The sequence below is a fragment of the Clostridium aceticum genome (assembly GCF_001042715.1).
Taxonomy (GTDB): Bacteria; Bacillota; Clostridia; order Peptostreptococcales; family Natronincolaceae; genus Andreesenella; species Andreesenella acetica.
Genome location: NZ_CP009687.1, coordinates 471,185 through 491,907, shown reverse-complemented (window position 1 = coordinate 491,907; position 20,723 = coordinate 471,185). Strand labels below are relative to the sequence as shown.

Genomic DNA, 20,723 nt, shown 5'->3' with positions numbered 1-20,723 from the left:
CTTAACTATGAACATTCTGTGAGATTTGTTTGTAAATGAGATTACTTATCCATTAAAAAGGGCATATCTATTATTTTTTTAAATATACCCCTTCATTTCTTAGAGTAATGCCATCACAAAGTTACCAACGTGGTTAATGATTCCTCCGAATAAGAAGGCAATCATAATGGTAGCTACCCCTATGGTTACAGCTATTTTTACGCCAAATTCCTTGATCAATACACCCAGTACAGACAAGCAAGGGATATAAAATAGAGCAACCACTGCTCCTACTAGCAATTGTAGGGTTGTTAAGTTTAACTCCAGAAGCGGCAATACTGCCAATTCTCGTCTAATAACCCCCAGCATCAATCCTAAGGTAGCTTCCTGAGGAAGTCCTAGCCATCCACTAGTAAGAGGTGCCACATAACTACTGATAGAATTTAACATACCAGTTTCTGCCACCAAGGCAGCAAAGCCTACCCCTAACATCATAGGTACTTCGGCTTCTATCATAAATTCCCTCGTTCTAATCCAAATTTTCTTGAACAAGCTCTGTCCGTCTGGCATCAATATGTTAGGAATTTCTAAAAGCATTGGCTCTGTTTTTCCAGGAATCATTTTATCTAATATGATTCCTGCTACCACAATGGCCATAAAAGATATTAAATATACTGAAACCAGCACCAAGGCTGAATGATCTCCCAAAAGTGCTATAAAAGCTCCCGTCTGGGCGGCACATGGCACCGCTAATGATACTAAAGAAGAAACAATAAGCCTTTCCTTGAAGGTAGTAGCAGCTCTAGTACCTAAAATAGCAGGAACTGCACAACCATATCCCATGATGAAGGGTACGATATTCCTTCCATGGATTCCTAAGCGTCGTAGCGTTGCGTCTATCAAAACCCCTAGCCTTGGAAGATATCCACTATCCTCCAGGAAAGATAGCACGATGTAGAACAAAAACACATAGGGTAATATCAGTGCAAAGGGCCATTCGATACCCTTCACAAAAACTCCATATTCTCCTACCAATATATTATATAAAGTTCCTTCTGCTATAAAACTGGAAACCACTGTTCTGAAAAAAGGTACAATCCAATTATGTACCAAAGGCAAAAAAATAGCAGCTCTTAGACCTTTACCTCCTCCTACAACAACCCCTAAAGCCGCTATCAATACGATAAAAGCTATAGGTAAGCCAGGAAAAGGCTGTAGCGATAAGTCTCCTAATTTTTCCAAAAACGTAGGATGTCTATGTTCTACCTGCTGCGTACTTTTTATCATCCTACCCACTACCTGCCAACGTTCCTCCTCTGATAACTCCGTTGAAGGTGTAAGCTTGTCTTTATCCTTGACTACTTGCCAAGTCTTATCTAAAAGATCTCTTAAACCAATGTTGCGAATAGCTACAGTAGGTACTACAGGAGCCCCAAGGGCTTCTTCTAATTTTTTTACATCAATACTTACTCCTTGGCGTTCTGCCACATCAATTAAATTCAAGGCAAACACAATGGGTAAGCCGTACTCCTTCACCTGTAACGCAAAGTTCAAGTTTCTCTCTAAGTTAGTAGCATCCAAGACACAGATGACTGCATCTACAGAGGAATCCTGCAAAAAATCAACAGCTACCTCTTCTGCGGCAGATGTAGCTTCTAAAGAATAGGTACCTGGTACATCTATCAGTACACCTTTTCTGTCCCTATGACGAATCTTGCCTTGGGTATAGGTTACTGTTGTACCGGTGTAATTGGCTGACAGCACCTCCATACCAGTTAGCTTAGAGAAAACAACACTTTTACCAACATTGGGATTGCCCATGAGCAAGATTTTTAATTCATCTTTCCCTATATGTAAATCCGTTTGCTCCGTACTATGACAACCCAACTAGTTTACCTCCTTCACCAAAATCTGCTCTGCCACATCCCTGGCTATAGCAATACTTCTCTTGCCAATTTGAATAACAATAGGACCTCCTAAAGGCTGTCTTGACATTACAGAAACCGTTATTCCCTCACGTACTCCTAGAGATTTTAGTAAGTGATTCACAGGTAGTTTTTCTATCATACAACGATTGTTTTTTTGTAAATGATATAACGCCATAATAATAACCCCCTTCAAATGATAACAAATTTCATTATCCTTTATAAAATTTTAACATACTTTTCTTTAAATGGCAACATATTTTTATCTTTTCTGTAAATTAAGATAACTCTATTGCTAAAAAAATCCTCTACTTCGTTTTCTATCTTGATTCTCTTTTTCTTTTAATTATGTTAGAATATATTCATTCCATTGCTTGTTTGATTCTTAGCTGTGAAAAGCATATTCACTAATTTATAGGGGGGATTGGTTTTGTTATTGAAGGGAACAAAAACAGAAAAAAATCTTTGGGCTGCCTTTGCTGGCGAAAGCCAGACAAGAAACAAATATACTTATTTTTCTGAAGTAGCACTAAAGGAGGGGCACAAAGAAACCGCTGGGGTTTTCGAGGAGATTGCCAATCAAGAGAAAGATCATGCTAAAACAATCTTTGAATTTTTAAAAGGTATCAAGGATACGACTTCTAACTTAAAATTATCAGCTGTAAGCGAAAACTATGAAGGAGCCACCATGTACAAAGAATTTGAACGCGTGGCCCGCGAAGAGGGTTTTGAAGAAATTGCTTTATTCTTTGGGGAAGTGGCGGCTATAGAACTAGAGCATGAAAAAACACTTTCTGCTTTACTTACTAAAATTTTAGAAGAAAAAAAATAAGTCGTAGTCTACTTCACATGATTTAACCAGACAAACAAAAGTCTATAAATAAAACTTTTATTTGTCTGGTTATGTAGAGTAAAAAGACAAGGCTGCCTAAAGTTACCTTGATAGGCACTCCTTTTTTTTATACCAAAAACCTCCTACGCCTAATGCAATTAAGCTTGAAACATAGATTATAGCTATTCTTACTGCTGTATTATAAAAAAATTCCTCTGGTAACATTTGAATCAGTATTTCTGTCTGAGGATCTAAGATCCATAGATCATTGTCAAAAAAAACATAGTGAAAATAATCAAAGTACTTAGTAAAATCAAAATAAATGAACAAAGCAAGAATAGTTAACAGCCCTAGATTGATTATGGCTGTAAACATAAGCATCCTAGATAAACTTTTTTTCCAATCCGGATCCTTTTTTATAGCTATAACTAATAAGATTCCTAATAAAACAACACTAATATTTCTTATCCATCTTCCTTCAATAAATAATTCCTTTACGTCTACCATATGAAGCTTTTCACGTTCCCCAAAAACTTCTCGTTCTTGTCCTGCCACAGTAGCTAGGATATCTAAGTCTTCCCGCTCATCTCTTAAGTAGTTCAGCAGTTCTCCTATCACATACTGTAAGTTCCTCATATCCATTCCCGTAACAGCAGGAATATCATGCTTTTTAAATTCTCTTTCATAATGTCTACTGTTGAAGCTTACGATTTCCACCGAAGTTAATAGCAAAACAACTGATAACAGCAGCCCAAAAACAAATAACCCTACTTTTTTTATCACCTTTAACCACCTCTTTTCTCCTATATCCTCTGCTTTTTTTATTATACAACAACGATGCTATTGCTAAACAATATTTTTTAAACTTCTATCACGCTATTTCCTCCTCCTTCATATTATAAAGCAGAAGATAAAGTATTCTTTATCTCAACAAGGAGGTGAAAGATTATGGCTGAAACTGCAAGAGGTGGTTTATGGGGAGGTAATAGCAGTCTATTGTTCTTCTTCCTACTTCTAGTGATTATCTTCTGCAACTGTGGTATCTTCAGATCTATAGGTGGAGATAGCTTATTATTCTTCTTCCTATTACTAATCGTTTTATTCGGTGGAAGATATTTCTGGTGCTAGTCACATAAGAAAATTTTCAAAGGGTGGTCTTAAAGACCACCCTTAAATCTTGCAACCACAGAGGTTAGAGATCTTGAGATTAATGCTAAAGTGATATCTCTCCTGGAGACCACTGAAAAAGTTATTTTTGTCATCCTGAGCGTTAGTGAAGGATCTTAATTATATTGCAAACATAAGATTCTTCAACTTTGTTTCAGAATGACAAACAAAAAACTATAGTTTTTCAGTGGTCTTATCTCCTGGGGGAATTTTTTATTTTATCATTGTTTCGAACTCTTCTTCCGTTAAAATCCTTAGGTTGGTTTCTACTCCAGCGTTTATAATCTCCTGTGCCTTATCTAGTTTCGAACCAGCTTCTTCTCCTGCTAAAACATAGTCAGTATTTTTACTGACACTACTGGTGATCTTGGCCCCTAGTTTTTCCAACAACTCTTTGATTTCTTTTCTGCTGTAATTTTTCAGTGTTCCAGTAACCACCACCGTTTTCTCTGTAAAGATACTTTCCTCTTTTTCTTCTCCTTGGTACTTGGGATGAAGACCTTTATCTAATAATCTTTGAATACTACCTAGGATTTTCTCGTCTTGGAAAAAATCTACGATGCTGGCAGCAACAATTCCTCCAACATCCGGTAATGTAATCAATTCTTCATACTGGGCCTCCATGATTTTTTCTAATGATTTAAAATAATTGGCTAAATCAGTTGCCGTTTTTCTTCCTACATTAGGAATCCCCAAAGCATAAACAAAAGCATCTAACCTACAGTCTTTGCTTTTCTCAATAGCCTGCAATAAGTTTTTTGCTTTTTTATCTCCAAATCTTTCTAGGGAAATTAAATTTTCATAGCTTAACTGGTACAGATCAGCAATGTCCTTGATCCCCAATGTTTCATAAAGTTGCTCTGCTGTCTTCTCACTAAAGCCTTCAATATCCATAGCATCTCTGCTGCTATAGTGGACAATGGCAGAAACCATCTGTGGTTTACAGGAAAGCGTATTAGGACAAAAGATATGGGCTCCTTTTTCTATAACCTCACTGCCACAGGCAGGACAATATTCAGGTTTTTCTACCTCTTTTGCCCCTTCACACTCTTCTTCAATTGCTCCCATAATTTCTGGAATCACATCATTGGAACGCCTTAACCAAACTCTACATCCTTTTTTCACTTTTTTTCTCTGAATATCCTCCCAATTGTTTAAGGTAGCCCTACTAACAGTAACTCCTCCAATATCCACTGGTTCCAGCACTGCTGAAGGCGTGAGTTTTCCAGTCCTCCCCACCTGCCATAAAACATCCCGCAGCTCTGTCGTCACTTCCTGAGCCTCAAATTTAAAGGCAATTGCCCATCTAGGGAATTTTTGTGTATAACCTAGTTGTTCTCTCACCCTCAAGTCATTGATCTTAATTACTAGACCGTCGGTTAAAAAATCCAAATCTTTAGCTTTGTCTTTGATCTGCTGAATTTCTGCAATTACCTCTGTTATGCTGCTGCATAGCTTTATATATTGATTTACTGGAAACTTATTTTTTCTTAAAAAATCAATCATCTCCATGTGGGTAGCAAAGCTTGTTCCTTCTGAGTAACCTATATTATAGCAAAAAGCATCTAACTTTCTTGTGGCAGTTACCTTCGGGTCAAGATTTCTTAAGGCCCCCGCCGCTGCATTTCTTGCATTTTTTAAGGGGTCCAATGCCTTTTTATTGTACGCCTCCAGTACAGACAGCTTCATCAATCCTTCCCCCTGTACCTCCATCTTTCCTTCAAATTCAATAGATAGGGGTAAGGATCGAATGGTTTTTACTTGAGGAAGAATAGATTCTCCTACAGCACCGTTGCCTCTGGTAGCAGCTTGAACTAGTTCTCCCCCTTCGTAGGTCAAATTAATGGTGAGGCCATCAAACTTATGCTCTATTACATATTCCAAGGGAACCTGATTTTCCCCCAACAGGCGTTTTACCCGTGCATCCCAAGTCAATAATTCCTCTTCTGTTTTTGCTTTGTCTAGACTCCATAAGGGAGCAGTATGCCGATGAGAAGCAAAGTTCTTCAAAGGTTCCCCACCCACCCTTAGGGTTGGTGAATCTGGTAACAAAATATTTGTTTCCTTTTCCAATGCCACCAGTTCATCATACAAAACATCATATTCCTTATCACTAACAATAGGCTGATCCATCACGTAGTACTGGTAGTTATATTGATTTAGCTGCCCTACCAGTTGTTTTATTCTAGTTAATTTGTCCATTTTATCCCTCCTGGAAAATCCAAGATTATTCTACTACATCTAACTGAAGGAATGTAGTAGCAATTTTTTTGACACCTACGCTTGGAAAAGCAATCGTCAATATCTCACCACCAGCAGCCACTACCGTCCCTAAACCAAATGTAGGATGGTTTATCTTATCTCCTGTCCTTACCTTTTTCTTTACTGTAGTAGTATCTAACTTTGGTTTACCTTGAATGCCAGGTAATCCTCCGCCAGTAAAAAGTGGAGAAGTCTGCATTTTTTTCACTTCTTCTTTACGCTTATAGACCTTCTCCTTTGTAATAAGCTCTTGAGGAATTTCCTCTAAAAATCTAGAGCAGCTGTTGTAACTGGTTCTGCCATAAAGGGTTCGCATCATAGCATGACTCATATACAACTTTTTCATAGCTCGAGTAATTCCTACATAACAAAGTCTTCTTTCTTCCTCTTCATTTTTTTCCTGCATTGACATATAGGAGGGAAAGATACCTTCCTCCATTCCCGGCATAAAGACAACTGGAAATTCTAGTCCTTTAGCACTATGTAGGGTCATCAATACCACTGCATCTTCTTCTTCATCATCACCATCCAAATTACTTTCTAAAGAAGTTCTAGCTAGAAATTCCTCTAAAGTCTTTATTTCAGCGTTCTTATCGAAATCCATCGTTAAAGATAAAAACTCATTAAGGTTTTCTATTCTACTATCTGCCTCTACACGATCCTCTTCTTTTAGAGCATCTATATAGCCTGTCTTTTCATAAAGTTCTTGAACAATTTCTGTTACGCCCATTTCTTCTTTTTTCTCTCTTATGCCTATGATCATATTGGTGAACTTCTTGATTTGTTTTTGTACTTTCCCACTGACTTCTCCTATCTCTTCTATATCTAGCAGAGCCTCGAAAAATCTTATGTCCAATCTTTCTCCATAGGCTTCAATTTTTTCTATGGTTTTAAGACCTATCCCTCTTTTAGGTACGTTTATAATCCTCTTTATACTAACATCATCTACTGGATTTTCTACAATGGTCAAATAAGCAAGAATGTCTTTGATTTCCTTACGATCATAGAAGCGGGTACCAGAAAAAATCTTATAAGGAACCCCCCGCTTCATCAGCTCTTCCTCCAGTACACGGGATTGTGCATTGGTTCTATACAAAATAGCAAAGTCTGAGTACAAATGATTTTCTTGTTTTCTCAAAGTTTCTATACTACCAGCTATATAAGAAGCTTCATCATACTCATTATTGGCTCTATAGTACTGAATGATTTCTCCTTCTACATTATCCGTCCAAAGCTTTTTGTCTTTTCTACCTGCATTGTTTACTACTACCTTATTAGCAGCTTCCAATATAGTTTTTGTGGAGCGATAGTTTTTTTCTAGTTTAATCACCTCAGCACCAGGAAAATCCTTTTCAAAGCCCAAGATGTTTTGAATATCTGCACCTCTCCATCCATAGATAGATTGATCATCATCACCTACCACACAGAGGTTTTTGTGCTGTTTTGCCAACATACTTACTAAAGTATACTGAGCCATATTGGTATCCTGAAACTCATCTACTAGTATGTACTTAAACTTATTGTGATAGTAATGAAGGACAGTAGAATCTTGATTAAAAAGCTCTACTGTTTTCATAATCAAATCATCAAAATCTAAAGCATTATTGTTCTTCAATGTTTTTTGATACATTTTATAGAGTTCACCTATTTTAGCATCTCTAAAATCACTGCCATGTATTCTTATGAATTCTTCTGGTCCTATAAGCTGGTCTTTTGCCTTTCCAATAGCCCCTAGTACAGCTCTAGGGTTAAAGTATTTTTCATCAAGATTAAGTTTTTTTACACAATCCTTCATCACTGTTAGTTGATCGGAGGTATCATAAACCACAAAATTTTTCTGATAACCTACTTTTTCAATGTCCATTCTAAGAATACGCATACAAGCAGAATGAAAGGTACTCACCCATAGATCCCTATAGCTGTCCCCCATTAAATTTTCTAATCTTTCCTTCATCTCTCTAGCAGCTTTATTGGTAAAAGTTATGGCTAATACGCTATAAGGAGATACCCCTTTTTCCTCCACAAGATACGCGATACGATGGGTCAGTACCCTTGTTTTTCCGCTCCCTGCTCCTGCTAGTACCAATAATGGTCCTTCTGTATGTTCTACAGCTTTACGCTGCATATCATTCAAATGATTTAAATTCATTTTAAAAACTCCCTTCAAACTTTCTATAGCTACCTACTATATTAACATTATTTAGAGGGAGTATTCAACATAAGGAGGATTTAAGTTTTGTCAAAGGCAATTTAAAAGGAAGAGAGCTATTGCTACTACTTAAAGTAGTCAATAGTCCTCTTCCCTAGAGATTATGCTTCAAATAATTTTTATCATAAATCATTAGCGTTAATCTACACCATAATTTGTCATCCTGAGCGGAACAAAGCATAGTCGAAGGATCTTAGAATTAGCAAAGTTCCTCGTTATTTCAAGATCCTTCGTTACACTCAGGATGACAGATAGGTTTACCAGCACCGTTATGTTACTTCTCCCCACTACCGCTTAAAAATTTTTCCTCTATAAAATCTACTAAGGATAAAATTTCATCAAAATTAAATTGCGGGATATCCTTTTCAAAGACCTTATCGGTAACTAAAGCAAAAAGTTCTTCATCTTCACATAGAAGTTCATCGGCTATTTCCTCTCGATAGACCTCTAGCTTAGGCTTATCCCCGCTTTTATAGCCTTCCGTAATAATGATATCTATATTATTTATTTTCTCAATGATTTCATCTAAGGGATATTCCTTATCAACCTTTTCAATCATAGCAAATTTTTGTGGGGAAGAAATCATCACTATATCTGATCCTGCTTGCCCATGCTTCCAAGTATCTTTTCCAGGATGATCAATATCAAACCCATGCACATCGTGCTTAATGGTAGCTACCCTATAGCCTCTCTGCTTTAACTCCTTAATAATGTTGCACAAAACAGTGGTTTTTCCTGTATTTGATGATTTCCCTACTATGGAAAATATTGGTATCATTTCAATTCCTCCAATTTTTAATAAATTATATATAGAGATAAGCAAGTTGAAACTTTAATTTTGATATACACGGTCTACGGTTTCGCCCCAAAACCGTGGGCTGCAAATGTAGCCCTTAGTATATCAAAATTAAGTCCTGATGTTGTTTATCTACATTTTGTCTAATGTTTTTTCTCTTCTTACAATACCTCTGGGTGATTCAATAGTTGTACCTTTATCTCCTCTCCAGCTTTATAAGGTCCTGTCCCAGCTGGAATATATAGCAGTGAATTGGTGCCGGCAAGGCTGGAAAGTACGCCTGAACTATGTTTCTCGGGGAGTTTCGTGTAATATTTTCTATCCTTATAATAAGTAATAGCTCTTACAAATCGGTTCTGACTACTTATCTTATTGAACTCATTTTCCAACACAGAATGCACTTCCATGAACTTATATGTGCTCTTCCCTGCCTTTTTTTGGATAATAGGCCTTACAAATTGTTCAAAGGTAATATATGCAGCAGCGGGGTTGCCGGAAAGGCCAAAAATTAACTTGTCTTCATATTTAGCAACAGCTATAGGGGTCCCTGGTTTCATTTTTACCCTCCAGAATAAAATTTCCGCCCCTACCTCCTGAAAAGCTTCCTTTGCTAAGTCATAATCTCCAACAGAAACGCCCCCTGTTGTGATAATAATATCTGCCCATCCTAAGGTAGATTTTAGTCTTGATTTAATGGTTTCTATATCATCATCACAAATTCCCAACATCAATGGTTCTGCCCCCAATTTCTTAACCTGGGCTGCGATGGTATAGGAGTTGCTGTTTCTTATTTTTCCTTCTGTTAATGGCTGTTGGATTTCTAACAGCTCGCTTCCAGTTGCTAAAATAGCAACTCTAGGCTTGCGGTACACATGAACATAACCTTTTCCTAGGGTAGCCAGTATACCGATCTCCGGTGCATCGATGACAGACCCGGCCTTTAGAACGAGATCGCCTACTTCCATATCTTCCCCCATCCTGCTAATATTAGCACCTGAAGGATAGGCATTATATATTTTTACTTCTTGATCAGTAAAGTTAGTCTCCTCAAAACGAATGACTACGTCAACTCCCTCAGGAAGCTTTGCCCCCGTCATAATTCGCACAGCTTGATTTTGAGAAACCTTCTTTCGGGACATGTATCCAGCAGGAATGAAGTCTACTACCTCCAATATTATCGGCTCATCTCTAGAAGCATTTTTTATATCTTCAGAACGAACAGCATAGCCGTCTAGCGGTGATTTGTCAAAGGGAGGCATGTTAACATCACAAAAAACATCCTCTGCTAATACACCTCCTACACTCTCCAATAAAGGTACATGAATAGATTCAATAGGAGGGCTTTGCCTCAATAATATTTCTAATGCTTCTTCTAGTGTAATATTTGTACGCATGATCCTCCTCCTTAGCACTTGCCAAAATGGCAATCAGGGAAACTACAGCTTTGGCACTTCAAGCATTGTCCTCCATAACCCATTCTTGTAATATCTCTTCTTACAATTCTTTCTCCTGCAAATACCCTCGGCAAAAGTATATCAAAGGCAGTAGTGTGGGAAAACATCACACATCCCGGCAACCCAAAAATGGGTATGCCTTCTATGTAACCCACTAAAAGCATAGCACCTGGCAACACCGGGGTGCCATAGGAAATAATCTCTGCTCCTGCTGCCTTTATTGCACCTGGTGTCTTGTCATCTGGATCTACAGACATTCCCCCTGTGACAATGATTAATTCCGCTCCCTTATCTTTACACCGTAGCACAGTTTCTTTAATCCTATCTAATTCATCCGGTACAATAGTTTTATAAATAACATCTGAATCATAGGCCTCAATTTTTTTTTCTACAACTGGACCAAACTTGTCTTCTATTCTTCCCTTATAAACCTCACTACCGGTTACAATTATCGCTGTTTTCAGTGGTTTGAAGGATTTTACCTCAATCATTGGTTTTGCATCCTTTAGTATTGCTTTTGCTTCAGAAATCTTTTGCTTAGGAATCGTAAGAGGAATAACACGACATCCTCCAATCAATCCATCTTTATCTATCCGTCGATTTCCATGGATGGTTGCAAGACAGATCTCTCCTAGATCATTGATCTCCTCTAACAGCTCTTTATTTATTTTCAAAAGCCCTCTATGTTTAGCAACAATATTGATTTTGCCTTCGCTTGGTTCAGTGAAATAAACACCTTCCCCGCAAGCTAACTCTCCCAACTGGATAGCAGCATCATCCTCATGCAATTCATCCGGCTTTAGTTGGAAAACATAGACATGTTCTTTCCCTATCCTCAACAACCTCTCTACGTCTTCTTCTTTTATCACATGTCCCTTCTTAAATGCCACACCTTTAAATACATTTGGAACAATTTCTGTGATATCATGACCTAATACCATGCCTACTGCTTGATTTGTACGAACTACTCTCATTGCGTCACCCCGATTCTTGATTAAACAACCTTTGGTATATGATTATGGAGAAGTATCTCCTACTTCACTTCTTTTTAAAAACATCTTCTTAATTTAAGTTTATTATAAATATAGCAACGGAGTTTTGCAAGATACTTTCGAAAGAAAGTTTAAAAAGTTTTTGATTGATTGTTTGCTCTGTCAAAAAAAACAAGGGTTATACCCTCGTTAGCCAATTATCCATCTATCTAATTTTTTCTTAGTTATTTTTTCATCAGCACCTATAGCCTCTGCATCTATATATAGTAAATCTACGCAGAAGCCATTATCTTCTAGATAAGTATACCGTCTCCCCTCCTGAATCCCACAGATATACCGATTCTCCGTTAGCCGTGATACTGTGGAGAATCAATATGCATACCAGAATTAAAACTATTTTTACTACCGTCCGTAAATTAAATATAAGTTTCAATATGGCCCCCCCTTTACTATCAATTATAACTGTTTAAAAAATTCTCTCTTTTTCTCCAAATTCCTTCTTTAAACGACACCTTTTTGAAAATTTTCTAAATGTTTTATGCTTAATTTTCAATAAAAAAGAAACCTCTTATTTTAAAGTGATTTCTTTTCTCAATAAATAGTGTCCTAATGCCTAGTTTTTGAATCAGCATGATATATATCTGAAAACTCAATATGGATCTTTTCTACATATTTATTTTTAATGTCTATCTCTCCAACATTCATTCTTTTCTCTTTTTGGGCTTGTAGTGTTGCAGGTAATTCTATAGCAAACTCTGTCCCACTACCAACCTCGCTCCTTACTTCTATACTTCCACCATGTATCTTCACCAGTGATTCCACAAGGGACAATCCGATACCGCTTCCCTGCTGGTTTTTCCTAGTGCTTTTATCCACCTGTCTAAAACGGTCAAATATAAATGGGAGTTGATCCGCTGGAATACCTTCTCCAGTATCCTCTACTAAAATGGTGACTATTTCCCCCTTATCTTCAAAACTTACAGTGATTTTTCCTTCTTCTTCTGTAAATTTGATGGCATTGGATAATAAGTTCATCATGATTCGTTCAATACTGTTTAGATCTACAGCCATATACTTTTCCTCTACATTAGTATCAAATATTACATTTATATGATTATTTTCTGCATATGGTGCTATAGACATGGTTATATCCTCTATCACCTCAACAATATTATAATTTTCTAAGCTAACTTGGAAGTATCCCACATCTATTTTTGTGATATCTAATAAATTGTTGATAAGCTTTAACATCCTGTAACAATTTTGTTTCAATGCCTTTATATGCTTTTTCATGGCATCTCCTGTAATTCCTTGAAGTTCAAGTAACTGCACTATGCCAAAGATAACATTTAAAGGGGTTCTCATTTCATGAGATAAATTACTGAAAAATTCAGTTTTAAGTTCCTCCTGTTTTATTGATTGCTGAAGCTCCTTCTGCTTATATACAATATGTTTCTCTAAAGCTTCAGCGTGTTTATCCATTGAAATATTTCTTACTATTGCTACTATCGCCTCTTGGTTTTCAAAGGGTACTAGTTTCGAAATAACCTCTACATACAACGTTTTCCCCTCTACAGTAATAAGTCTTTCCTCATCAGTTACAGCAACCTCTCCTTGCTTGACTCGCTTCATCCTTGCTTCTACCAGAGCATGATCCTCTGGATGAATAATATCCAGTAAATCTTTGTCCAAGAATAGCTCTTGGGTAGCCGCACCCAGCATTTTGCATAGAGCCGGATTGACAAAACTAATTTTTCCCCCAGTATAAACACAGACCCCCGTTGGCAACAATTCTACAACACTTCGATACCGTTCTTCACTGGAAGCTAGTTTTTCATAAGGATTTTTCAGTGATGTCTCTACAATTGCCTTATATATTAAATAGAAAGACAGAATTTTAAAGATATGCCCTATAGTAATGTACATATCTTGCGGTGATTTGAAATAACATAGGGTTATTTCAGAAGCAATAGTGGCGATAGAAGAAAATATTAGTAACCAAAAGCTTTTTTTATCCAAACGATTTTTATTTCGAATCATCATAATAATAGATACCGCTATGATACCTATAATCATATACTGACTGATGACTTTGAAGGCAGTAAGGCCCTTGTCCTCTATAAAACACTTAGGAAATATGTTCCATGAAAATATACTCAACAAAGCGAAAACACTAGTAATCCCGTAGACAAAAATCAAGTAAGAAATTTTTATTTTTTTATGGGACTTTAAAAAGTTCACCGCTATAAAAATAGATATAGCTTCTATGTAACGTGCTACAATCCACAGTTGTATTGTCAAATTGGTAGTACTCATTGAAAAAATTCCTAATGAATCGTAAGCCAATGTATGCAGCAAATCCCATATAGCTACAAACCCATAGGCGACTCCTAGCAGCATTAAATAATGATCCTTATTAAATTTATGCGTGTTTACAACAATCATTGTCATCATAATCATAATAATTATACCCAGTAGTTCTATAGTGGTATGGAATAAGAGGTAGTTATAGAAACTCAAATAAGTGCTGCCTATGCTTAGTAAAAAAAATACTATTGCTTCACCATAAAACTTTTTTTCTCTATGGTTTAACTGTTTTTCCTGTGCTAATATCTCCTCAAAGTGCATACATGATACCCCTCCTGTTTTTTTGAGGCTATTTACTGTTTTTCGAGACTTATTTCCTATTTACTTTTACTTAGTTCTACATTTTTCTTTCAATCCCTCTATTATACGCCAACAACTATAGACATTTTTTTCATAAACAGGTCTTTAAAACAAAGATCAATAAAATTAAGAGAAGCTATGCTTAGCTCCTCTTAATTTTCCTGCAGTAACTTTTTAATAATCTCTTTACTGATTTCATCAATTGACTTACCATCTGTATCTATAGTAAGATCCGCTGCTTCATCATATAAAACTCTTCTTTTTTCTAAAAGAGCCTCTATATGTTCTAGATGCATTTTTCCCTTCAACAAAGGTCTTGAACTGTCTCCTTGTAATCGGTGAAAAATCGTTTCTGGTAGTGCTCTTAAAAGAACCGTCCTACTATTTTTCTTGAGGTTCATTACATTATAAGGACTTAAGATCACACCTCCACCGCAGGAAAGAATCATATTTCGTTCTACGCTGAGTTCTTCTACCATATCCGATTCCATCTTTCTAAAGTGGGCTTCTCCATAGTTTTCAAAGATTTCTCCTATAGTCATTCCCATCTTTTCTTGAATCAACGTATCTATGTCTACAGATGTCATTTCTAATTTTTCTGCCAAATCTCTAGCAATAGTGGTTTTGCCGGTCCCCATGAATCCTACTAAAGCGATACTATAAGGGAAAAGTCTTTTAGACTGCATCTTCCTGCTGATTCTCATAATTTCTGTATAAAGCTGTTCTATTTCCTCTGGTAGATTGGTATGAGAAAAATTTGTCAGTACCTTCTCCATTACCTGCTGCTCCCTTTCTGGATGAAATACAGGCAGACCCTTTTCTCGCTTGTAGGCCAATACCTCCATTACCAATTCCATTCTTCTCTCAAAATTTTTTACGATCATTTCATCACATGCATCAATTTCTTGGCGTAGTGTTTCCAAATCCTTCACTTTTCTTCACCTCTTCACCATACTACCTCTTCCTTAGACAGCAGCACTTCTTTTACTTCTCCTTTACCGCTGGGAAGGATAAAGGAGATCTTATTATCTTGATTTTTCTTATCCTTTGTCATGCTATTTACTAAATCTTCTAAAGAAAATGACGCTATATCTAGAGAAACATCGGTTTTCCTTATAACATTCTCTATTTCCTGATAATATTCCTCTTTAATCAAGCCCATAGTCTTTGCCATCTTAGCTTCATAATACATGCCTACTAAAACCGCTTCTCCATGGGTATATTTTTTGTACTGAGTAACTGCCTCCAAAGCATGACCAATAGTATGTCCATAATTTAAAATCTTTCTTAAGCCCTTTTCTCTTTCATCTTTTGAAACAATTTCTGCTTTAATTTCACAACACTTTTTGATAACCCTTTTTAAACTCTCTTCCTTAAGATTTATAATCTCAGAAAAATCATCCCTTATATAGCATAAAAAATCATAATCATAAATAATCCCATACTTAATGACTTCCCCGATGCCACTCATCAACTCCCTCTTAGGAAGAGTTTCTAACACTTCAGTATCAATTACCACAGACTTTGGTTGATAAAAACTGCCGACAATATTTTTTGCTTGAGGCATATTTACTCCAGTTTTTCCTCCTACACTGCTATCCACCTGCGACAATAGGGTTGTAGGGACCTGTATAAAAGAAATCCCCCTCATATAAATGGAGGCACAAAAGCCTGCAATATCCCCTACTACACCGCCGCCTAATGCAATGATCTGGGATTTCCTAGTCAGACCACCCTCGATCATGCTATGTAAAATCCCCTCCACCGTAGCAAGGGTTTTGCTTCCTTCTCCTGGAGGTAATACAATTTTTTCTATCTTCTTCTCCTTCAGAAGTTGCTGAAGTTCTTTTCCATATAAACCATCAACATTTTCATCGGTAATCAAAAGGCACTGATCAGCTTCTCCTAAATAATCCAGAATAGATTGCCTTAACCCACCGTCAATGTCTATAGGGTAACTATTTTCTCCTAAATCTATATAGAGTCTTTCCATCGTTTTATAATCTCCTCTAATGAATCTGAGCCAAATTTTCTTAAAAATTCCTGTGCAATTACAGTAATTGCCACCATCTCTCCTACAATAGAGGCCGCCGGCACAGCACAGGTGTCACTCCTCTCAACCGTAGCTAAAACCGTTTCTTTCGTAGCAATGTCTACAGTTTTTAGTGGTGTATATAGGGTAGGTATTGGTTTCATAGCACATCGGATAACAATATTTTCACCATTAGACATCCCTCCCTCTATACCTCCTGCGTGATTGGTTTCTCTACAATAGCCTTGACCTTCTTTGTAGAAGATTTCATCATGGACCAGTGAACCCTCCCGCTGAGCATTCTGAAAACCATAGCCTATTTCTACCCCTTTAATAGCTTGAATCCCCATTAAAGCATAGGATAGTTTGGCATCTAATTTTCTATCCCATTGGACATAGCTTCCCAGTCCCATGGGTACACCAGTAATATGTATTTCAAAAATTCCCCCTAAGGAATCTCCTTTTTCTTTGGCACTTTTTATTTCCTCAATCATAGCCTTTTCTATTTTAGCATCGCAACATCGTACCTCTGAGGATTCCGCTGCCTTAATCTTCTCTATATCCTTAATTTTCTCAGGAAAAGATGCTCCTCCGATGGCAGTAACGTGACTAAATACTTCTATATTAAAAACCTGCATCAGTTGTTGTGCTAAGCTTCCTACTGCTACTCGTACTGCTGTTTCCCTTGCACTGCTGCGTTCTAGAACATTTCGAATATCTGAAAATCCATATTTTATGGCCCCTGTTAAATCTGCATGTCCAGGTCTTGGCTGGGTGACTTTTTTTGTCTCTCCATCTACATCGATGGGGTTCATATAGGGCTCCCAGTTTTCATAATCTTTGTTCTTGATGAGAAAAGAAATGGGGCTTCCCAAGGTCTTTCCTCCTCTGATGCCAGACAAAATCTCTGCCTGATCCTTTTCAATCTGCATTCTGCCACCACGACCATATCCACCTTGCCGTCGTGCCAAATTTTTATTGATCTGAGCTATATCTATTGCTACATTAGAGGGAAATCCCTCTACCATTCCTACCAAACTTTTACCGTGGGATTCCCCTGCGGTTAATAATCGAAACATGTTTTTTCCTCCTTACCATATTTTACCAATAGGATAAGAGCCAAAAATCTTTAATGTATTAACTTTCTCCATAATGCGGCTTAATACCTTCTTGGATTTTATGTCTTCTTGATGTCCATGAAAATCAATATAAAAAATATATTTTCCCAATTCTATTTTAGCAGGACGGGATTCGATTCTTGATAGGTTAATACCTTCCTCAGCAAATTCCTGCAAAACGCTGTACAAGCTACCAGGAGCATCGTTATGAAAAGAAAAGACAATAGAAGTTTTGTCATTACCGGTAGGTACAGTCGTGCCTTCTCCAATGATTATAAACCGGGTTTGATTAAGAATGTTGTCCTGTATATCTTTATAAAGAACCTTCAGTCCATTATTTTCTCCTGCCCAACTGTTACCAATAGCTCCATAACCCTTACCCTTTTCTTTTGCTATTTTGCAGGCACTGGAGGAGCTTTCACATGGAATCAAGGTAATTTGAGGAAAGTGATTTGCAAAAAAACCTCTGCATTGTTCTAAAACCTGTGAATGTGATAAGACATAAAAAATATCTTCTACATTCTCCTCCACACTGAAAAGATTATGATGTATTTGCAAAATCATCTCTGCTTGAATCTTGGAAATTTTCGTATGCATGAGAGCATCCATTACCTGCGTAACAGCCCCCTCTGTAGAGTTTTCCATTGGCAAAATCCCTTGTTGGATTTTCCCCTCTTCCACCGCTGTAATAATCTCTTTGAAGGTCTTCATCCCTATCAATGTTGCATCAGGTGCATAATGCACTGCTGCCGCATGACTAAAGGAGCCCTCCGGCCCCAAATACCCTAATTTCATCTCATTCCCCTCTTTTCTGTCACAGTAATCATATTTAGTTATTTAGCAACCTGCTTTAGCATTTCTTCAAACTCTGGAAAAGATACAGCGATACACTCACTATTATTTATTTTTACAGGGTCACTGGCAAATAGCCCAGCAATCGCCATCGCCATGGCGATACGATGATCTCCATAGCTTTCTACCGTACTACCGCTTATTTTATTATTCCCCTCTATTTCCATACCGTCCGGCAACTCTGTTACTTGGATTCCCAGTTTTTTCATCTCTGTTACCATGGAGGTAATACGATTGGATTCTTTAACCTTTAACTCTTCTGCTCCAGTAATGATGGTTTTACCCTCTGCTACTGCTGCGATGACAGCAATCACAGGGATTTCGTCGATCAATCTAGGCATAATTTCTTTTCCTATACTAGTACCCTGCAGTTTTTTTCCTTTTATAATAATGTCTCCAATCTCTTCTCCACCACTTGTAAAAACATTGTCTATTTCGATTTCTGCTCCCATTTCCTTTAAAACATCAACGATGCCTGTCCTTGTAGGGTTCAGACCTACCTTTTCAATAATCAAATGAGAATCCGGTATAGCTGCTGCCGCCGCCATAAAAAAGGCAGCAGATGAAATATCCCCCGGTACCTGTATCTCATCTTGGTTATAAAGTTCTGATTTTTCTACCGTCACTTTACCCTCTCCTGTTGTAATCTTAGCTCCTAGAGACTTCAGCATCTTTTCTGTATGATCTCTTGAAGTGATTTCTTCCCTTACGATGGTGCTACCTTCGCTATAGAGTCCTGCCAATAGAATGGCAGATTTCACTTGCGCACTGGAAACAGGAGAGGCATAGTCAATCGCCTTTAGGCTTCCCCCTCTGATCACTAAGGGGGCTAAATTCCCATGATCTCTTCCTTCAATGACAGCTCCCATTTTTCTTAAAGGTACAGCCACCCTTGCCATAGGTCTTTTTCTTAAAGAACTATCTCCCGTGACAATCGTCAAGAACTCCTGTCCTGCCAATATACCAGAAAGAAGTCGCATGGTGGTTCCAGAATTTCCAGCATCCAATACGTCCATCGGTTCCTTTAAACCATAAAGACCCTTTCCTTGTACGATGATTTCCTTCCCTTTATCTTCGATTTCAATACCCAAACCCTGAAAACAAGCTATGGTACTGAGACAATCCTCACCCCTTAAAAAACCTTGAATTCTGCTAACACCTTTACTAATACTAGATAACATAACAGCCCTATGGGAAATGGACTTATCTCCAGGAACTGTTATTTTTCCTTGAATCTTATTGATTTTACTGGTTGCCAACATCTTCACTCTCTCCTTTACGATAAGTTAAGGGAAATCCTCCGTTTTTCAAAAGGTTAAAGGCTTTTTCCTGACCTTCTTTAGAAGACAGAGCAATTCTTATTGCTCCCCTCTCTCCCTCTCTAGCATGAAGTATTTCAATTTCCTTTATATTAATAGCATGATCTCCAATAAGTTGCGTTAATTCCCCTAACACCCCAGGACGGTCCTCTACGTCAACAATTAACTCATAAAGCGGTGGTATGTAATCCCTAGCCCCTAAAGGTATAGTATCTCGAATAGCTTTGGCTTTTTTTAAGGTATCTAACACTTCCTCCGATTTCTCTTGGCATAATATTTCTCTAAACTCTTTTAACATTACCTCTAATACTTCTATTCCCTCTAACATTTCTCTTTGGTTATAAAAGAAAATGTCCCGCCACATATGGGGGTTTCCTGCAGCAATCCTTGTGGTATCTCTAAAGCCTCCTCCTACAAAAGGTGTATAGGAGATGCTATTTCTCCGATCCAAGGTATTTGCCAGCAATACCGCTACTAAATGTGGCATATGGCTGATCTGTGCCACAATTTTATCATGTTCGTCAGCAGCCACAACTACAGGAAAAGCACCGATGCCTTTAATCAAAATCTCTAGGGCCTCTATGGTATCTTTTCTAGTGTTTTTATTAGGAGTTAAAAAGTAATAGGCATTTTCATAAAGAAAAGGACTGGAGGCGCCAATACCTCCCTTTTCTGAACCCGCCATAGGATGCCCTCCTAAGAACTGAATCTCCTTTGGCAAATAAGCATCCACCACATCCTCTACATACCCCTTCACACTGCCTACATCTGTCACCACAACATCCTCAGATAAAAAGGGAGCAACTTCCCTAAAGATTTCAGCATAATATCCCACCGGTACAGCCATCACCACTAAATCAGCTTTTTTCACTGCTTCTTTAGGATCTGTATAAGAGGTATCAATGGCACCAAGGATCTTTGCCTCTTCCAAAGTATCCTTTGATACATCGTAACCGATAATTTCACCTGTAAACCCCGACTTTTTTAGAGCCAGTGCCAGCGATCCCCCTATCAATCCCATGCCTATGATGACAATCCTTTGAAATTTCTGCATTTTTCTTCTCCCCTTTTATCTGCTGATTTTCTTAATAATGTCAAAACTATTGAAACTAAAACAGA

General features: G+C 37.5%; 17 protein-coding genes. 2 read left to right on the top strand and 15 right to left on the bottom strand.

Annotated features, from left to right (window positions below; translation table 11 throughout):
- Positions 1-99: 99 nt before the first annotated feature.
- Both CACET_RS02255 and CACET_RS02250 read right to left on the bottom strand, forming a co-directional pair.
- Positions 100-1,866 (bottom strand): ferrous iron transporter B, encoded by a 1,767-nt coding sequence (locus CACET_RS02255; RefSeq protein ID WP_048407517.1) that lies wholly within the window; start codon positions 1,864-1,866, stop codon positions 100-102.
- Positions 1,867-2,082, bottom strand: a complete 216-nt coding sequence (locus CACET_RS02250; RefSeq protein WP_044823157.1) for a FeoA family protein — start codon at positions 2,080-2,082, stop codon at positions 1,867-1,869.
- A 252-nt stretch (positions 2,083-2,334) separates the two neighbouring features.
- On the opposite strand from CACET_RS02250, the gene CACET_RS02245 reads away from it, so the two are divergent.
- Positions 2,335-2,736, top strand: coding sequence for a rubrerythrin family protein (locus tag CACET_RS02245; protein WP_052661211.1), 402 nt, complete (start codon positions 2,335-2,337; stop codon positions 2,734-2,736).
- Between the two features lie 102 nt (positions 2,737-2,838).
- On the opposite strand, the gene CACET_RS02240 is transcribed toward CACET_RS02245, so the two are convergent.
- Complete coding sequence (locus CACET_RS02240; RefSeq protein WP_044823158.1) at positions 2,839-3,519, bottom strand: TIGR01906 family membrane protein; 681 nt, start codon at positions 3,517-3,519, stop codon at positions 2,839-2,841.
- Between the two features lie 165 nt (positions 3,520-3,684).
- Between CACET_RS02240 and CACET_RS02235 the strand changes: the two genes are divergently transcribed.
- Positions 3,685-3,864, top strand: coding sequence for a hypothetical protein (locus CACET_RS02235; RefSeq protein ID WP_044823159.1), 180 nt, complete (start codon positions 3,685-3,687; stop codon positions 3,862-3,864).
- Between the two features lie 252 nt (positions 3,865-4,116).
- Here CACET_RS02235 and ligA read toward each other — a convergent pair whose 3' ends face one another.
- From ligA to CACET_RS02175, 12 genes are all read right to left on the bottom strand, one after another.
- Positions 4,117-6,105 carry an NAD-dependent DNA ligase LigA gene (gene ligA, locus CACET_RS02230; RefSeq protein ID WP_044823160.1) on the bottom strand — a complete coding sequence of 663 codons (1,989 nt, stop codon included), beginning with the start codon at positions 6,103-6,105 and terminating at the stop codon, positions 4,117-4,119.
- A 25-nt stretch (positions 6,106-6,130) separates the two neighbouring features.
- Positions 6,131-8,314 (bottom strand): DNA helicase PcrA, encoded by a 2,184-nt coding sequence (gene pcrA, locus CACET_RS02225; protein WP_044823161.1) that lies wholly within the window; start codon positions 8,312-8,314, stop codon positions 6,131-6,133.
- Positions 8,315-8,648: 334 nt separating this feature from the next.
- Positions 8,649-9,152 (bottom strand): molybdopterin-guanine dinucleotide biosynthesis protein B, encoded by a 504-nt coding sequence (gene mobB / locus CACET_RS02220; protein ID WP_044823162.1) that lies wholly within the window; start codon positions 9,150-9,152, stop codon positions 8,649-8,651.
- A gap of 179 nt (positions 9,153-9,331) precedes the next feature.
- A complete protein-coding gene (locus CACET_RS02215) occupies positions 9,332-10,564 on the bottom strand; it encodes a molybdopterin molybdotransferase MoeA (RefSeq protein WP_044823163.1) in 1,233 nt (410 codons plus the stop codon).
- Between the two features lie 11 nt (positions 10,565-10,575).
- The gene (locus tag CACET_RS02210) at positions 10,576-11,598 is read right to left on the bottom strand and encodes a molybdopterin-binding protein (RefSeq protein WP_044823164.1); all 1,023 of its coding nucleotides are present in this window, start codon (positions 11,596-11,598) and stop codon (positions 10,576-10,578) included.
- Between the two features lie 624 nt (positions 11,599-12,222).
- Positions 12,223-14,244 (bottom strand): sensor histidine kinase, encoded by a 2,022-nt coding sequence (locus CACET_RS02205; protein WP_044823165.1) that lies wholly within the window; start codon positions 14,242-14,244, stop codon positions 12,223-12,225.
- 191 nt (positions 14,245-14,435) lie between these two features.
- Positions 14,436-15,215: a chorismate mutase gene (locus CACET_RS02200; protein ID WP_082058082.1), complete on the bottom strand. Its 780-nt coding sequence runs from the start codon at positions 15,213-15,215 to the stop codon at positions 14,436-14,438.
- 14 nt (positions 15,216-15,229) lie between these two features.
- Positions 15,230-16,276, bottom strand: a complete 1,047-nt coding sequence (gene aroB / locus CACET_RS02195) for a 3-dehydroquinate synthase (RefSeq protein ID WP_044823166.1) — start codon at positions 16,274-16,276, stop codon at positions 15,230-15,232.
- On the bottom strand, positions 16,258-17,394 hold the full coding sequence (gene aroC, locus CACET_RS02190) for a chorismate synthase (RefSeq protein WP_044823167.1): 1,137 nt from the start codon (positions 17,392-17,394) through the stop codon (positions 16,258-16,260). The genes aroB and aroC overlap by 19 nt, the downstream gene beginning before the upstream one ends.
- 12 nt (positions 17,395-17,406) lie before the next feature.
- Positions 17,407-18,228 (bottom strand): prephenate dehydratase, encoded by an 822-nt coding sequence (pheA, locus tag CACET_RS02185; protein ID WP_044823168.1) that lies wholly within the window; start codon positions 18,226-18,228, stop codon positions 17,407-17,409.
- 38 nt (positions 18,229-18,266) lie between these two features.
- Positions 18,267-19,547 carry a 3-phosphoshikimate 1-carboxyvinyltransferase gene (gene aroA / locus CACET_RS02180; RefSeq protein WP_044823169.1) on the bottom strand — a complete coding sequence of 427 codons (1,281 nt, stop codon included), beginning with the start codon at positions 19,545-19,547 and terminating at the stop codon, positions 18,267-18,269.
- The gene (locus CACET_RS02175; protein ID WP_044823170.1) at positions 19,531-20,658 is read right to left on the bottom strand and encodes a prephenate dehydrogenase; all 1,128 of its coding nucleotides are present in this window, start codon (positions 20,656-20,658) and stop codon (positions 19,531-19,533) included. The genes aroA and CACET_RS02175 overlap by 17 nt, the downstream gene beginning before the upstream one ends.
- Positions 20,659-20,723 lie beyond the last annotated feature (65 nt).

What these genes read in the sequence shown, in the direction of transcription:
- CACET_RS02250 (WP_044823157.1), bottom strand. Translation starts at nt 2,082, where the DNA reads ATGGCGTTATATCATTTACAAAAAAACAATCGTTGTATGATAGAAAAA.
- aroA (WP_044823169.1), bottom strand. Translation starts at nt 19,547, where the DNA reads ATGTTGGCAACCAGTAAAATCAATAAGATTCAAGGAAAAATAACAGTT.
- aroC (WP_044823167.1), bottom strand. Translation starts at nt 17,394, where the DNA reads ATGTTTCGATTATTAACCGCAGGGGAATCCCACGGTAAAAGTTTGGTA.
- CACET_RS02205 (WP_044823165.1), bottom strand. Translation starts at nt 14,244, where the DNA reads ATGCACTTTGAGGAGATATTAGCACAGGAAAAACAGTTAAACCATAGA.
- ligA (WP_044823160.1), bottom strand. Translation starts at nt 6,105, where the DNA reads ATGGACAAATTAACTAGAATAAAACAACTGGTAGGGCAGCTAAATCAA.
- pcrA (WP_044823161.1), bottom strand. Translation starts at nt 8,314, where the DNA reads ATGAATTTAAATCATTTGAATGATATGCAGCGTAAAGCTGTAGAACAT.
- CACET_RS02235 (WP_044823159.1), top strand. Translation starts at nt 3,685, where the DNA reads ATGGCTGAAACTGCAAGAGGTGGTTTATGGGGAGGTAATAGCAGTCTA.
- CACET_RS02175 (WP_044823170.1), bottom strand. Translation starts at nt 20,658, where the DNA reads ATGCAGAAATTTCAAAGGATTGTCATCATAGGCATGGGATTGATAGGG.
- mobB (WP_044823162.1), bottom strand. Translation starts at nt 9,152, where the DNA reads ATGATACCAATATTTTCCATAGTAGGGAAATCATCAAATACAGGAAAA.
- aroB (WP_044823166.1), bottom strand. Translation starts at nt 16,276, where the DNA reads ATGGAAAGACTCTATATAGATTTAGGAGAAAATAGTTACCCTATAGAC.
- pheA (WP_044823168.1), bottom strand. Translation starts at nt 18,228, where the DNA reads ATGAAATTAGGGTATTTGGGGCCGGAGGGCTCCTTTAGTCATGCGGCA.
- CACET_RS02215 (WP_044823163.1), bottom strand. Translation starts at nt 10,564, where the DNA reads ATGCGTACAAATATTACACTAGAAGAAGCATTAGAAATATTATTGAGG.
- CACET_RS02210 (WP_044823164.1), bottom strand. Translation starts at nt 11,598, where the DNA reads ATGAGAGTAGTTCGTACAAATCAAGCAGTAGGCATGGTATTAGGTCAT.